Annotated in this window: 13 protein-coding genes; 9 read left to right on the forward strand and 4 right to left on the reverse strand. The window is 61.6% G+C overall.

Annotated features, from left to right (window positions below; all coding sequences use genetic code 11):
• Nucleotides 1-79 precede the first annotated feature (79 nt).
• Nucleotides 80-796, forward strand: a complete 717-nt coding sequence (locus tag NKJ20_RS25310; protein ID WP_352450927.1) for an HAD family hydrolase — start codon at nucleotides 80-82, stop codon at nucleotides 794-796.
• Between the two features lie 32 nt (nucleotides 797-828).
• Here the strand turns inward: NKJ20_RS25310 and NKJ20_RS25315 are convergent, their stop codons facing one another.
• Nucleotides 829-1218 (reverse strand): ANTAR domain-containing protein, encoded by a 390-nt coding sequence (locus NKJ20_RS25315; RefSeq protein ID WP_245274728.1) that lies wholly within the window; start codon nucleotides 1216-1218, stop codon nucleotides 829-831.
• 426 nt (nucleotides 1219-1644) lie between these two features.
• On the opposite strand from NKJ20_RS25315, the gene NKJ20_RS25320 reads away from it, so the two are divergent.
• A complete protein-coding gene (locus NKJ20_RS25320; RefSeq protein WP_352747813.1) occupies nucleotides 1645-2112 on the forward strand; it encodes a RidA family protein in 468 nt (155 codons plus the stop codon).
• 53 nt (nucleotides 2113-2165) lie between these two features.
• Here NKJ20_RS25320 and NKJ20_RS25325 read toward each other — a convergent pair whose 3' ends face one another.
• On the reverse strand, nucleotides 2166-2420 hold the full coding sequence (locus NKJ20_RS25325; RefSeq protein ID WP_023677446.1) for an SMc00767 family acetate metabolism repressor: 255 nt from the start codon (nucleotides 2418-2420) through the stop codon (nucleotides 2166-2168).
• 78 nt (nucleotides 2421-2498) lie between these two features.
• Nucleotides 2499-3788 (reverse strand): isocitrate lyase, encoded by a 1290-nt coding sequence (aceA, locus tag NKJ20_RS25330; protein WP_352457079.1) that lies wholly within the window; start codon nucleotides 3786-3788, stop codon nucleotides 2499-2501.
• A gap of 238 nt (nucleotides 3789-4026) precedes the next feature.
• On the opposite strand from aceA, the gene NKJ20_RS25335 reads away from it, so the two are divergent.
• The 7 genes from NKJ20_RS25335 (at nucleotide 4027) to NKJ20_RS25365 (ending at nucleotide 12165) form a co-directional block, all read left to right on the forward strand.
• A complete protein-coding gene (locus tag NKJ20_RS25335; RefSeq protein WP_352577538.1) occupies nucleotides 4027-5478 on the forward strand; it encodes a helix-turn-helix domain-containing protein in 1452 nt (483 codons plus the stop codon).
• A 117-nt stretch (nucleotides 5479-5595) separates the two neighbouring features.
• Nucleotides 5596-6573 (forward strand): DUF2167 domain-containing protein, encoded by a 978-nt coding sequence (locus NKJ20_RS25340; protein ID WP_352747816.1) that lies wholly within the window; start codon nucleotides 5596-5598, stop codon nucleotides 6571-6573.
• A gap of 182 nt (nucleotides 6574-6755) precedes the next feature.
• The gene (locus NKJ20_RS25345) at nucleotides 6756-7709 is read left to right on the forward strand and encodes a DMT family transporter (protein WP_352747819.1); all 954 of its coding nucleotides are present in this window, start codon (nucleotides 6756-6758) and stop codon (nucleotides 7707-7709) included.
• Nucleotides 7710-8061: 352 nt separating this feature from the next.
• A complete protein-coding gene (locus NKJ20_RS25350; protein ID WP_352747822.1) occupies nucleotides 8062-9159 on the forward strand; it encodes a polyamine ABC transporter substrate-binding protein in 1098 nt (365 codons plus the stop codon).
• A 73-nt stretch (nucleotides 9160-9232) separates the two neighbouring features.
• Nucleotides 9233-10372 (forward strand): ABC transporter ATP-binding protein, encoded by a 1140-nt coding sequence (locus NKJ20_RS25355; RefSeq protein WP_023677452.1) that lies wholly within the window; start codon nucleotides 9233-9235, stop codon nucleotides 10370-10372.
• A 9-nt stretch (nucleotides 10373-10381) separates the two neighbouring features.
• Complete coding sequence (locus NKJ20_RS25360) at nucleotides 10382-11350, forward strand: ABC transporter permease subunit (protein ID WP_352747824.1); 969 nt, start codon at nucleotides 10382-10384, stop codon at nucleotides 11348-11350.
• Nucleotides 11347-12165 (forward strand): ABC transporter permease, encoded by an 819-nt coding sequence (locus NKJ20_RS25365; RefSeq protein ID WP_352747826.1) that lies wholly within the window; start codon nucleotides 11347-11349, stop codon nucleotides 12163-12165. Before NKJ20_RS25360 ends, NKJ20_RS25365 begins: the two co-directional genes overlap by 4 nt.
• A 7-nt stretch (nucleotides 12166-12172) precedes the next feature.
• Here NKJ20_RS25365 and NKJ20_RS25370 read toward each other — a convergent pair whose 3' ends face one another.
• Nucleotides 12173-14023: an AsmA family protein gene (locus NKJ20_RS25370; RefSeq protein ID WP_352747828.1), complete on the reverse strand. Its 1851-nt coding sequence runs from the start codon at nucleotides 14021-14023 to the stop codon at nucleotides 12173-12175.
• Nucleotides 14024-14301: the final 278 nt, after the last annotated feature.

Raw genomic sequence — 14301 nt, forward strand, 5'->3', positions numbered from 1 at the left:
CGGGGGAACACAACGACTTCCGGATAAAACCCTCATGGTTTAGGGTCGGCATCCCGCAACGCTGCAATTAATGGGCCGCATGCAACACAGCCGCAAACTGACGACGATCGGCTTCGACGCCGATGACACGCTGTGGCAGAACGAACAGTTCTTCCGCGTGACCGAGCAGCGCTTTGCCGCACTGCTCGCCGATCACGCCGAGGAGGACCGGATTTCAGCAAGATTGCTGGAGGCCGAGAAGCGCAACCTCGCGGTCTACGGCTTCGGCATCAAGGGGTTCACGCTGTCGATGATCGAGACGGCGATCGACGTCACCAACGGCCAGGTGCGGGCCTCGACTATCGCCGAAATTCTCGCCGCGGGCCGCGAGATGCTCAGCCATCCGATCGAGCCGCTTCCGCATGCGCGCGAAACCGTGGAAAAGCTGGCCGGCGCCTACCGCCTGGTGCTGATCACCAAGGGCGACCTGTTCGACCAGGAACGCAAGCTCGCGCAATCCGGGCTGGGCGAGCTGTTTGATGCCGTCGAGATCGTCAGCGACAAGAGCGCGGCCACCTATAGCCGCATCTTCAGCCGCCACGGCGACGGCCCGGAAAAGGGCATGATGGTCGGCAACTCGCTCAAATCGGACGTCGTGCCGGCCATCGAAGCCGGCAGTTGGGGCATCCACGTTCCGCATGATCTGACCTGGGTGCTGGAACATGTCGAGCCGCCGGTCTCGGCACCACGCTTTCGCCAGATAGCCAATCTCGGTGAACTGCCGGGCTTGATCGAGCGTATCGGCGAGATTGATTGATCAGGTCGGCAGCCGAGGCATCACGGTAGGCGTCAATTGCGGCTAATTGCGATCAGCCGGTCGATCACCGGCTGCAGCCGTTCGGTGGTGATCGGCTTGACGACCACTGCATCGATGACGCTGGACAGGCCCAGGCTCTCCGGCGTGCCGGTCTTGACTGAAAGCAGGATCACCGACGGAAGCGATCTGCCTGACGCCCTTCGCAGTGCATCGATACCCGACAGCAAGGCGTCGCAGTCCCCATTCTCCGCACCGCCGTCGAGAACGACAGTCCCGGGAATCAGCGCGTGCAAGGCCTTTGCCGCGGTTTCGGGAGTTTCCGAGATCGGTTTGAGGCCGGACCGCTCCACGATTTTTGAAACCACGACGCGGTTGATCGGTGATTTTCCGACCACCAGCACCCGCGAGAAATCCGGGAGCATCCGCGTCTCCATGTCCCGGCTGACGAAAGGCAGCTGTTTTGCAGTCTCGATATCGCGATTCGCTGGGCACATGGCGGGGCAGGCCGTTGTTCAATGTTTCAATGCAGGGTTGAAACTCGAGAGGTAATTGGCGTGAGATAACTGCTCATGTCAAGCTCAAATGGCGTATCAGGAGAATATCGCAAGAAACATTAAAATTAAAATTAAGTGCTTTTCTTTGCCGTCGCCCGAAGAAGAAGCTGCCACCACAACCGGGCAGGCTCAGCTAAGTTTGGCTGTGCAGCGCGAACGCACCAACTACGCAGCCGTAGCCGGGTTGACGTAAGGTTGGACGAAGGCGAGTCAGGCCTGTCGCGAGCTTGTCGGATCGCCTCGCCGGACTACCCTTTCCTCGTCGGCTAAGCACGTCTCTTTGATCGACGGGAGATGACAATGGAACTCGTGACTCACAAGAAATTCAAAAATGGCCGGTTGATGCCATGGGGAAAGGGTACGGTCGTTACCGGCGCAAAGGGGTCTGTCTACCTTTCCGGAAACACCGCGACCGCCGAGGACTACGATCCGATCGGCAAAAGCGGCGGCGGCGCCGTTGGCGATGCGGCCGCGCAGTGGCGCGCAATTCTCACCAACATCAAATCAGATCTGGAAGAGCTTGGCAGTGCGCTCGACCATCTCATCAGGCTGACCTTCTTTGTTAAGGGGCCATTTCCCGATGGCGGCGTGCTGAGCTCTCCCAATTTTCGCCTGGACGTCCTGGACGAATTCTTTGCCGTGCACTGCCCGAAGCACTGCAGCTACAACAACCCGCCGCCCTCGCAAGTTATTGGCGTTGCAGCGCTTGCGCAGCCTGATCTTGTCATTGAAATCGTTGCATTAGCGGCTCTGCCGGATTAGGCAAAGCCGCGGCGTGCAAGGTGCGATAGCATGCGCTCAAAAGAGGCGCGGTGCTATCGAGTTTGTCTGTCGTGGCTACGCTGCGTGACGATGACCGGGATCAGCAGATCTCCCCAGTTGCCGTCGCCGCCATGGTGTCGTGCCGAGCGCACCAGCTCGACCGAGACGCCGGCCTCGACCGCCTTCATCACCGACTGATTGAGCCTGTGCAGATCGTTCGCCAGCATTCGGATGGTTGCCTGCTGGTCGACATTCATGCTGGTGGCCTGCTCTTCGGCCCGTTCCTTGACGCGGCTTATCGAAGCCATTGGTCTTCTCCCTGTGTTGCCATGACTGTTGTGTTGCCATGCCCGTTTGGGCGTTCCCTCTGTTTGTCTGCTACCCCGCTATTCCGCCGCCGGCCTGAACTGGGCGTGCTCGGTCGATCCACGCATGGCCGTGGTCGAAGACTGGCCACCGGTGATCGCCATTGAGACGGCGTCGAAATAGCCGGTGCCGACCTCGCGCTGGTGCTTGGTGGCGGTGTAGCCATTGGCTTCCGCGGCGAATTCCGCCTCCTGCAGTTCCGAATAGGCTGCCATCTGCCGCTCCTTGTAGCCGCGGGCGAGCTCGAACATGCCGAAATTGAGCTGGTGGAAACCGGCCAGCGTAATGAACTGGAACTTGTAACCCATGGCGCCGAGTTCCTTCTGGAAGTTCGCAATCGTCGCGTCATCGAGATTCTTCTTCCAGTTGAAAGACGGCGAGCAATTATAGGCAAGCAGCTTGCCTGGATGATGCTTGCGCACGCCCTCGGCAAACGTCCTGGCCTGCGCCAGATCGGGCTTGGAAGTCTCACACCAGATCAGGTCCGCATAGGGCGCATAGGCGACGGCGCGGGCGATACAGGGCTCGATGCCGTTGCTGACATGGTAGAAGCCCTCCGCGGTGCGGCCGGCGCCATAATCGACGAAGGGCCGGTCGCGTTCGTCGATGTCGGAGGTCAAGAGCTTTGCCGCTTCAGCGTCGGTGCGCGCCACGACCAGCGTCGGCGTGCCCATGACGTCGGCGGCAAGCCGCGCCGCGTTGAGGTTGCGGATGTGTGCGGCGGTCGGGATCAGTACCTTGCCGCCGAGATGGCCGCATTTCTTCTCCGAAGCCAGCTGGTCCTCGTAATGGACGCCGGCCGCACCCGCCTCGATGAACGCCTTCATGATTTCGAAGGCGTTGAGCGGCCCGCCGAAGCCGGCTTCCGCGTCGGCGACGATCGGCGCGAACCAGGTGTCGACCGACAGCCCGTTGCCTTCCGAAGTCTCGATCTGGTCGGCGCGCTGTAAGGTGCGGTTTATGCGCTTGACCAGTTCGGGCGCGGCATTTGCGGGATAAAGCGACTGGTCCGGGTACATGGCGGAAGCGGTGTTGGCATCGGCGGCGACCTGCCATCCTGACAGATAGATCGCTTTCAGCCCGGCCCGCACCTGCTGCATCGCCTGGTTGCCCGACATGGCACCCAGCGCGTTGACGAAATCCTCTTCATGGATGAGCTGCCACAGCCGGTTTGCCCCCATTTCGGCGAGACTCTGCCGGATCTGCGCCGAGCCGCGCAGCCGCTTCACGTCGTCCGGCGAATAGGGCCTTTCGATGCCATCAAAGCGGCCTTGCGGCGCCGACGGGACGAGGTTGTAAAAGTCGGTCATTGATCACTCCAGGCGGTTTTGATGCCGGTTTAGGAAGGCGTCGCAGAGGGAAAATATGTGCGCCATATGTGTGACACCATTTACACGTCGGCACGACGCAAGCGAGGTAAACCTCCTGATCAGCCATAAAATAAGGGAAAACCTGTGTTGTGTTTGACTGATGAGAGCTGTAAATCTGTCATGATTGTAAAGACAGCCATGCCATCGGCGGATGTAAATTTCTGTCAAGGAAACTCGATTGGCCGACCACAAAATCTTTGCCGGGCCGCGCATTCGTCGCATCCGCAACGCCAAGGGGCTGACCCAGACGGCGATGGCCGAAGGGCTCGGCATCTCGCCGTCCTATCTCAATCTCATCGAGCGCAACCAGCGGCCGCTGACGGTGCAACTGATCCTGAGGCTGGCAACCGTCTACAAGGTCGACCCACATGAATTGCAGGGCGAGGCGAGGGGGTCGGTCGCCGATTTGAAGGAAGTGTTTTCAGATCCGCTGCTGGCCGGCGAACTGCCGGGCGACCAGGAACTCATCGAGCTTGCCGAGGCGGCGCCAAACGCTTCCGCCGCTGTCATAAAGCTGTTTCGCGCCTATCGCGAGCAGGCCGAGCGATTGTCAGATATCAACGAGCTGCTCGCGCGTGAGGGCAAGGCCACCGCCCTCTCCGGTGCCAGGCTGCCGATCGACGAGGTGCATGAGATTTTCGAACGCCGGCCGAACCATTTTGCCGCGCTCGAAGAGGAAGCCGAGGCATTCACGTCGGTGCTCGATCCCGGCGACGATCTGTTCAGTGCGTTGAAGGCTTGGCTGCGGCGTGAATTCGGCATCGTCGTCAAGGTACTGCCGGTCGCCACGATGCCCAACTGGCGCCGTCGCTATGACCGTCACTCGCAACGCCTGTTCCTGTCCGAGCGGCTGTCGCCATTCGATCAACTGCGCGAGGTGGCGATGGAGGCCTGCCTGATCCGCATGAGCGTCGCTGTCGCTGCCGAGATCCAGGTGCTGAAGCTGACCACGGACGAAGCCCGCCGGCTGGCGCGTTTCGAGCTCGGCCGCTATGCCGCGCACGCTCTGATGATGCCTTATCAACCTTTTCGCGCCGCTGCGGTCCGTGCCCGCTATGACATCGACATGTTGCGGTCGCGCTTCGGCGTCTCTTTCGAGCAGGCGGCGAACCGGCTGACCACGCTGCAGCGGCCGGGTGCGTCGGGTGTGCCGTTCTTCATGCTCGAGGTCGACAGTGCCGGCAATCGGTTCCGCAAGGCGGGCAGCCATGGCTTTCCGCAAAGCCGCTTCGGCGGCGGCTGTCCGAAGCTGCCGGTCCATGCCGCCTTCGCCCAGCCCGGCCAGATCCTGGTCGAGGCAGTGGAAATGCCCGACGGTGCGGCGTTCCTCTGCATGGCCCGCACGCTCGAAGGGCCGCAGGGCTCGTTTGCCGAGCGCCCGCGGCGCACGGCGCTGTTGCTCGGCTGCGACATCGGTTTTCGCGACGAGGTCGTCTATGGAGCGGCATTGCCGGGGCCGGCCGCCATCGGCAAGACCGGACAGAGCGCCGCTGCGCTGGCGACGCCGGTCGGCCCTGCCTGCCGGCTGTGCGAACGCATCGGCTGCCTCGCCCGCGCCGAGCCACCCGTTACACGTCCGCTCGGCCTCGACGAGATGGTCACGGGACTGTCGGCGTTCGATTTCCAGTGATTCGGCTCCAGCAATATTGCGGCTGAATCTTCGACCAAAGGACCTCATCTGTTCCTGCGGCGGCAACCAGTAAGCTGGTTCGCGGTTGCCGGCCAAAATATTGGTTCAGCCAAAATATTGATTCAGCCGAATATTGATTCAGCATTGACGGTAGGTATCAAAAAAAAGAACTGCGCAACGGTCGGGGGATCAATCATGGGCAGGACAGTTTTTTGGCTTGGCTTGGCGCTCGCGTTTTCGGCCGATCCCGCATTGGCTGAAAAGTCCTCGGATTTCTTCAATTCCTATCAACACTACAATGATGCCGGCAAGGCGTTCCAGGACAAGATCGATCCGAAGACCGGCGCGATAAATCTTGCCGAAGGCATCCATCTCGACCTCAAGGACAAGTTCTATTTTCTGGACAAGAAGGACACGCTCTCCGTCCTCACCGAAGCCTGGGGCAATCCGCCCGACTCTGGTTCCGATGCCCTCGGCATGATCTTTCCAGTCTCCCATGATCCCATTGCCGACAACAATTGGGGGATAGAGCTGCGCTGGGAAAAGATCGGTTACGTCGACGACAGCGACGCCGCGTCCATCGATTACAATGAACTGCTGCGCAACATGCAGTCAGACACTCTGTCCGGCAACGATCAGAGGGTAAAGGATGGCTATGCGCCCATTACGCTGATCGGCTGGGCGTCGCCGCCGGTTTATGACGCGGCCCACAAGCGCCTGCACTGGGCCAAGGAGCTGCAATTTGGCAACGATGCCGCCCATACGCTCAACTACGACGTCCGTTTCCTTGGCAGGGAGGGCGTCTTCGTGATGAGCTATATCGCGACGGTGGAACAACTGCCGGAGATAAGGCAAAGCCTGGATGAAGTGCTTGGCCTCGCGGACTTCAATACCGGCAAGACATACGCCGATTTCGTGCCTGGCGTCGATACGGTTGCGGCGATTGGCGTCGGTGGCCTGATTGCCGGCAAGCTGGCGGCGAAAGCAGGTTTTCTGCTCGTGGCGCTGATCGCGCTGAAAAAGTTTGGCCTGCTCCTGCTGATTCCGCTGGCCGGTCTCTGGCGTTTTATCCGCGGCAACAAGAGCACCTCGTAACGCATCATCGACAGGTCGCCTCGGATCATCGCCGGGCGAGGGGCGAGGCGCCCTCATCAGTGCGCCAAACGGAACATCGAACTGGATCACGCCCGGCCTTCTGCTTTGCGTTACGCGAATTAGGCACGTCTCTGTCGTCCATTGCACATCGTGCTGCTCCGAATTCGCCGACAGTCGTACCCATGACCGATACCGCATCATCTCCGGTTGCCGCTTCGCCGATCGTGTCGCCGCAAGGGGAACGCGTTGGCTTCCTGCTGGTATTCCTGTCGGCGTTGATGTGGAGCTTCGGCGGCAGCATTGCGCGCTTCATCGACAACGCCGACAGCTGGACGGTGGTGTTCTGGCGCTCGGTCTGGGCCGCCGCCTTCCTGCTCTGCTTCATGGTCTGGCGCGACGGCTGGCGTGGCACGCTGAAGCTGTTTCGCGGCATGGGCCTGGCCGGCCTTGCGGTGGCGTTCTGCTTCGCCACGGCGTCGACCTCTTTCGTCGTGGCGCTTGCCTATACCACCGTCGCCAACATCCTGTTGATGCAGGCCGGCGTGCCGCTTCTGGCAGCGCTGTTTGCCTGGGCGCTGTTTCGCGAACGGGTGGCGGTGGCGACCTGGGTGGCGATCGCCGCCGTCATTGCCGGCGTCGCCATCATGGTGTCGGAATCGCTCGATGGCGCGGTGTCGCCGATCGGCGACGGGCTGGCGCTGCTCATCGCTGTCATGTTCTCGATCGCCACCGTCATCACGCGCCGCTTTGCCCATGTGCGCATGACGCCGGCGACCTGCCTCGGCACGATGCTGGCGGCCGCCTTTGCGGCATCGAAGGCGTCGGCGCTGGGCGTCTCCAGCCACGATATGGGCTTCCTCTTTGCCTTTGGCGTGATCAATCTGGGACTCGGTCTCGCCTTCTTCGCCACCGGAGCCCGGCTTGTTCCGGCCGCCGTCGCGGCGCTGCTCGGCACGTTCGAACCGATCCTTGGCCCGATCTGGGTCTGGCTCATCCATTCCGAGGTGCCGTCGGCGCGCACCATCGTCGGCGGTGCGGTCGTGGTCACCGCGCTGCTCGTCCATATCGGGCTCGAGTTCAAGCGCCAGACGCGGCCCGCGCGAGCGGGCGTCACCGGTGTGCCGTCACCTAATTGATGCAGTGCGCGCGTCAAAGCGAGATGAACCATTGACAACGTCGCAGCCGCGCGGGCAGGCTGCGATCACGGCAACAACAAGACAGGCGTATCTTGCCAAGTCTCCATGCCGGCCGCATCGAGGCCGGACAATATCGTCGTCTCCCTGCCCGCGTCGTAGCGAAAGCTTCCGACGGCGTCGGAACACCACCAACGCCACGCCAGGTCTTCGCTGTCGGCTCGCCGCCGAACGATAATGACGCCGGCAATTCGCGCTTGTCGCCCGCCTGCAAGCCCAATACCTTGAAGCAAATGCCCAGCCGCGCGGACGCCGCGACGAGCTGGCGACGGAACACTCATCAAAGGAGAATAGCATGACCCGCAAAGCGCTCTGGCTTTCGGCGACTTCGGCGTTTCTGGCAGTTTTCACCTTGGGCGCGAATGCCGAGGATCGCGTCGTCAACGTCTTCAACTGGTCGGACTATATCGACAGTTCGATCATCGACGACTTCACCAAGGAAACCGGCATCAAGGTCGTCTACGACACTTTCGATTCCAACGAGATCCTGGAAACGAAACTGCTCGCCGGCGGCAGCGGCTACGATGTCGTCGTGCCCAGCGGCAATTTCCTTGCACGCCAGATCCAGGCGGGTGTGTTCCAGAAGCTCGACAAATCGAAACTGCCGAACATTTCAAATATGTGGGACACGGTCATGGAACGGACCGCCAAATATGATCCCGGCAACGAATATTCGATCAACTACATGTGGGGTACGGTCGGCATCGGCTACAACATCAAGAAGGTGCAGGCAGCGCTCGGCACCGACAAGATCGACAGCTGGGACGTGTTCTTCAATCCCGAAAGCCTGGCCAAATTGAAGGACTGCGGCGTCTATGTGCTGGATTCGCCGGCCGACATCATACCGGCGGCACTGAAATATCTGGGCCTCGATCCGAACAGCACGTCGCCCGATGAGATTGCCAAGGCCGAAGACACCTTGCTGAAGGTCCGGCCCTATATCCGCAAGTTCCACTCGTCCGAATACATCAACGCCCTTGCCAATGGCGACATCTGCCTGGCGGTCGGCTGGTCGGGTGACGTCTTCCAGGCCCGCAACCGCGCCGACGAAGCCAAGCAGGGCGTCGAGATCGGCTACTCCGTGCCGAAGGAAGGTGCCCAGATGTGGTTCGACCAGATGGCGATCCCGGCCGATGCGCCGCATGTCGCCGAAGCGCATGAGTTCCTGAACTACATGATGAAGCCCGAAGTGATCGCCAAATCGTCGAACTATGTGCTCTATGCCAACGGCAACAAGGCTTCGCAGCAGTTCATCGACAAGGCGATCCTGGAAGATCCGGCGATCTATCCGGATGCAGCCACCTTGCAGAAGCTCTACACCGTATCGCCTTACGATCCCAAGACCCAGCGCATCATCACCCGCACCTGGACCAAGATCGTCACCGGCCAATAGCAATCTGACCAGGCCCCGGCAGCCGTTGCCGGGGCCGCTTTCTCATGGGGCAAGCAGCAGGACGGAGTGGGACATGAAATCGCTTGGCAGCATCCGCAGGGATTTTGCGCCATGGAACGATCCGAACGCCAAGCCATACATCCAGTTCGACAACGTCACCAAGAAATTCGGTGAGTTCACAGCGGTCAACAACCTGTCGCTGACCATTTTCGAACGCGAATTCTTTGCCTTGCTGGGGGCCTCAGGCTGCGGGAAATCGACGCTGCTTAGGATGCTTGCCGGCTTCGAGGAGCCGACCGCCGGCCGCATCCTGCTCGACGGCCAGGATCTGCGCGGCATTCCGCCCTACCGGCGGCCGGTCAACATGATGTTCCAGTCCTACGCCTTGTTTCCGCACATGACGGTCGAGAACAACATCGCCTTCGGCCTCAAGCAGGAAGGCATGGCCAAGGCCGACATCGACAAGCGCGTCGCCGAGATGCTGAAGCTGGTCAAGCTCGAGCAGTTCGCCAAGCGCAAACCGCACCAATTGTCGGGTGGCCAGCGCCAGCGCGTCGCGCTCGCGCGCTCGGTGGCCAAGCGGCCGAAAGTCCTGCTGCTCGACGAGCCGCTTGGTGCGCTGGACAAGAAGCTGCGCGAGGAAACCCAGTTCGAGCTGATGGACCTGCAGCAGAACCTCGGCCTCACCTTCGTCGTCGTCACCCATGATCAGGAAGAGGCGATGACGATGGCCGACCGCATCGCCATCATCGACAAGGGCGAGGTGATGCAGGTGGCGACGCCGGCCGAGGTCTACGAGGCGCCGGGTTCCCGCTTCGTCGCCGGCTTCGTCGGCAATGTGAATATGTTCGACGGCAAGATCGCGGCTGGCGAGGCCGGCAGCGCGAGCATCGATGCCGGCAACGGCATCACCATCCGGACCGAAAATGCCGGCAGTGCCGCGGCCGGGACATCCGTCACCTTCGCCATCAGGCCGGAGAAGATCAAGGTGTCCTCCACGAAACCGGCCGGTGCCGTCAACGCCATCGAGGGCGAGGTCTACGACATAGCCTATCTCGGCGACATGACCGTCTATCACGTCAGGCTGGACGACGGTCAGGTGGTGCGGGCAAGCACCATGAACGCGGCACGCCTCACCGAGGACCCATTGACCTGGAACGACCGCGCCTGGGTTTCTTTCCGCCCCGACGCCGGCGTCGTCCTGACGCGGTAGGGACTGATCATGTCCGCTGTCACCGCCGCAACAAGCTCTCCGGCAAGCGCTGCCGGCAAATCCGCCTTGGTCAGGCTGGGAGCGGCCTTCGTTAGCCGGCTCGTCATCATCATCCCCTACCTCTGGCTGCTGTTCTTCTTTCTCGTCCCTTTCATCATCGTCTTCAAGATTTCGCTGTCGCAGACGGCGATCGCCATGCCGCCCTACACGCCGGTGCTTGATTTCCGCAGCGGCATTTCCGGGTTTATTTCGGAATTCGGCGCACTGAATTTCGACAACTATACCTGGCTGACGCAGGATGCGCTTTACTTCAATGCCTATGTGACGAGCGTCATCGTCGCCGCCATCTCGACGGTCCTGACATTGCTGGTCGGCTATCCCGTAGCCTATGGCATGGCGCGCGCCCCAGCGACGATTCGCCCGACCTTGCTGATGCTGGTGATCCTGCCGTTCTGGACCTCGTTCCTGATCCGTGTCTACGCCTGGATCGGCATCCTCAAGCCCGAGGGCCTGCTCAACCAGCTGCTGCTCGCCACCGGCATCATCAGCCAACCGCTGATCATCCTCAACACCTATACGGCGATCTTCATCGGCATCGTCTACTCCTATCTGCCGTTCATGGTGCTGCCGCTCTATTCGTCCTTGGAGAAGATGGACCATTCTCTGATCGAGGCCGCCAAGGATCTCGGCTGTCCGCCGACCAGCGCCTTTTGGAAGATCACCTTCCCCCTGTCGCTGCCCGGCGTCATCGCCGGCTGCCTGCTGGTGTTCATTCCCGCCGTCGGCGAGTTCGTCATTCCCGACCTGCTCGGCGGCTCGCAGACGCTGATGATCGGCAGAACGCTGTGGAACGAGTTCTTCGCCAACCGTGACTGGCCGGTGTCCTCCGCCGTCGCCGTCATCTTGCTGCTGCTGCTGATCGTGCCGATCATGCTCTTCCAGCGAGCCCAGGCGCGCGCCCAGGAGCAGGACCAATGAACGCGACCTGGAGCCGCTTCAACATCATTTCGATCGTGCTCGGCTTTGCCTTTCTTTACCTGCCGATCGTCCTGCTCGTCGTGTTCTCTTTCAACGAATCGAAGCTGGTCACCGTCTGGGGTGGCTTCTCGACGAAATGGTACGTGTCGCTGTTCCACAACCGGGGTCTGATGGACGCCACCTGGGTGACGGCCCGCGTCGGCGTCATCTCGGCAAGCGTGGCGACCGTGCTCGGCACGCTGGCGGCGCTCACCTTGACACGCTACACGCGCTTTCGCGGCCGGCTTCTGTTTTCCGGCATGGTGTTTGCGCCGCTGGTCATGCCGGAAGTCATCACCGGCCTGTCGCTGCTGCTGCTCTTCGTCGCCGTCGGCCTTGACCGCGGCTTTCTGACGGTGACGCTTGCCCACACCACGCTAACCATGTGCTTCGTTGCGGTGGTGGTTCAGTCGCGCCTGATCACTTTTGATCGTTCGCTGGAAGAGGCCGCGATGGACCTCGGTGCGCCACCGGTGAAGACCTTCTTCCAGATCACGCTGCCGGTTATCATGCCGGCTATCGTCTCCGGCTGGATGCTGGCCTTCACGCTGTCGCTCGATGATTTGGTTATTGCCAGCTTCACCTCGGGACCCGGCGCCACGACGCTGCCGATGAAGATCTACAGCCAGGTCCGCCTTGGCGTGACGCCGGAAATCAACGCAGCGTGCACCATCCTGATCGCGGTCGTCGCGGTTGGCGTGATCATCGCTTCGCTCGCAAACAAACGCCGCGAGGTGCAGCGCCAGCGCGACGAGCGGGCGGCGCAGCGAGGTTGAAGGCTCGCTACTCTCCCGAAACGCCGCGGCTTATCGGCGAGATGAACGGCGTGCTCCACGTGCCGCCGACGAAGAACGACGACTGCTTGGGCGCCTGGCCGTTCGTCTGCGTGGCAGCCTGGCTCGGCTGGACGATGCCGCCGGACAGCGCCAGCCCGCGTCCGGCATAGGATGCGATGCCGGAAAGCCAGATCTTGTATTGCGCGGAATTCACCTCGGCCTTGTCGATACGCGCCACGCCGTTCGAAACGCTCGCCTTGAGTTCGGCCCCGTCGATCGGCAGCGTTCCGTCCGAGACGTCGTCCAGCGCGAAGAATCCGCCCTGTTCGGTGTGCTTAAGGAACGCCGGCAGGTTAAGCCGGCTCAGCGCACCCGCGCCGAACGTCGCGGACAGCGAGCCATTGGCGTTTTCGAAAATCGAGTCCCAGGTTCTGCCAGGCCCTTTGAGGATGACCGAAACGGTTCCAGTGCCGATCGGCACCAGCCGCGTCATCCCGGCCGCGGTGCCGAAAGCGCCGCCGTCGATATCGGAAGCAAGCAGCCGGATCTCGACTTCCGTGCCGGCGGGCTTGCGGTCGAAACGGACGCTGCTCTGGACGTTGCCGCCAAAGGCGGATGCATCCGAGATGTCGAAGACGGCAAGGCCGTTCTTGACCTGGGCAGTGGCAGCGACGTCGGCAAGCTGGATGGCGCCGGCGGTGGCATGCGCCGCCGACAGCCTGAGATCGAGATTGATCCGGTCGGCGAAGCTTGTGTCGATCTCGCCCGGGCCGGTGCCGCCGGCGGATGGTACCGGCGTAAAGGCGGAGAGAAATGATCTGAGGTCGAGCGTATCGAAGGCAAGTGTGCCGGAGATCACCGGCAGTGCCTCACCATAGGTGAAGTCCAGCGCACCCATTCCCGGGTTGTTGTCGAGGGTCAGGGCCGTGTTTTCAAATTTGACGCGCCCGGCCGTCGCCGTGATCTTGCTTGAAACGGAGATCGAGCCGATTGCGGCACCGGGCGCGATGCCGGCCTGCGACCATTCGAGCACGCGTCGCAGCGAAGGTGCGGCGAATTTTGCCTGGCCGTCGAAATAGCCGTTCTCCGACATGCTGGCGCGGCCGTCGAACGAAAAACTGGCCGGTGCCGCCTTGAAGGAAAATGTGGCCGGTGCTGTGCCGCCACCAAACAGCACGAGCGGGCTCGGCGATGCGGCGTCGATGACAACACTTTCGCCGCGCCATATCCCGGTCGCCGACAGCGTCGCATTGCTGTTCATCGCGGCCCAGTTCGCCTGGCCGCTCAGGCTGCTCAATATCTCCTGGTCCTTGCCGCCGATGGCAGCCACTACGCGGCCGTCCCTGAACTCGACTGTGCCGAACGGATCTGTCGGCAGCTTGCCGAGATCCGGCTTGGCGGGATTTGTGTTGATCACCGCGCGGGCAGCATCGATCGAACGCGTAATGCGCCCGCCACTGGGAATCGCAGGCAGGAAAAACCCGCTCGCGGTACGCTGAACCCGGATCGTCGGTCGTACCAGCCGCGCCGTCGAAAACACCACATCGCCACGCAGCGCCGCCATCGCTGAGAGGTCGACCTCGACCCGTTCGGCCTCGACAACGGGCGGCGCATCCGTCTCTGTCCATTGCGACAGCGTCACGTCGCTCAGGATCGCCCGGAAATTCGGCCAGACCTCGATACGCGGCGCGCCGTCGATGGTGACCCGGAAACCGCTCCACGCGCTCATTTCCCACGCGATACGGTCGCGTACGATGCGGGTCGAGGCGATCAACGGCAAGGCTGCGACAACCAGCGCGATGACGATGACGGCTGCGCCGATCGCCCATATTCCGCGTCGGATCAAAGGTGATGGCATATCGCCCCGTATGCTTCCATTCCGACAAAATCGCCCGACGGGTGTAACCGACGGCTGACGCATTTCAAGTCTTTATGGCCCGGCGATGGCATTTGCGCACACCCTGACCGGCGCGGTCCAACAAAATCTTGCTCTGCTGTATCGCGATATGCATAAGCGATGCCAATGCATGTCGCCCAAAAGTGCGCAGCGGTTTTGGGATAAACGACATGCATAAAGACAAAAGTTTAAAGCGCGTCGCGTGAATCTCTTCGAACGTGACGTGCTTTAAGGAGGAA

The sequence above is a fragment of the Mesorhizobium sp. M0185 genome (assembly GCF_040322175.1).
In the GTDB taxonomy this organism is placed as follows: domain Bacteria; phylum Pseudomonadota; class Alphaproteobacteria; order Rhizobiales; family Rhizobiaceae; genus Mesorhizobium.

Bases quoted from the DNA above. Each gene is read 5' to 3' on its own strand.
- NKJ20_RS25310 (WP_352450927.1), top strand. From the start codon at position 80: ATGCAACACAGCCGCAAACTGACGACGATCGGCTTCGACGCCGATGAC.
- NKJ20_RS25315 (WP_245274728.1), bottom strand. From the start codon at position 1,218: ATGCTCCCGGATTTCTCGCGGGTGCTGGTGGTCGGAAAATCACCGATC.
- NKJ20_RS25320 (WP_352747813.1), top strand. From the start codon at position 1,645: ATGACAATGGAACTCGTGACTCACAAGAAATTCAAAAATGGCCGGTTG.
- NKJ20_RS25325 (WP_023677446.1), bottom strand. From the start codon at position 2,420: ATGGCTTCGATAAGCCGCGTCAAGGAACGGGCCGAAGAGCAGGCCACC.
- aceA (WP_352457079.1), bottom strand. From the start codon at position 3,788: ATGACCGACTTTTACAACCTCGTCCCGTCGGCGCCGCAAGGCCGCTTT.
- NKJ20_RS25345 (WP_352747819.1), top strand. From the start codon at position 6,756: ATGACCGATACCGCATCATCTCCGGTTGCCGCTTCGCCGATCGTGTCG.
- NKJ20_RS25350 (WP_352747822.1), top strand. From the start codon at position 8,062: ATGACCCGCAAAGCGCTCTGGCTTTCGGCGACTTCGGCGTTTCTGGCA.
- NKJ20_RS25355 (WP_023677452.1), top strand. From the start codon at position 9,233: ATGAAATCGCTTGGCAGCATCCGCAGGGATTTTGCGCCATGGAACGAT.
- NKJ20_RS25360 (WP_352747824.1), top strand. From the start codon at position 10,382: ATGTCCGCTGTCACCGCCGCAACAAGCTCTCCGGCAAGCGCTGCCGGC.
- NKJ20_RS25365 (WP_352747826.1), top strand. From the start codon at position 11,347: ATGAACGCGACCTGGAGCCGCTTCAACATCATTTCGATCGTGCTCGGC.
- NKJ20_RS25370 (WP_352747828.1), bottom strand. From the start codon at position 14,023: ATGCCATCACCTTTGATCCGACGCGGAATATGGGCGATCGGCGCAGCC.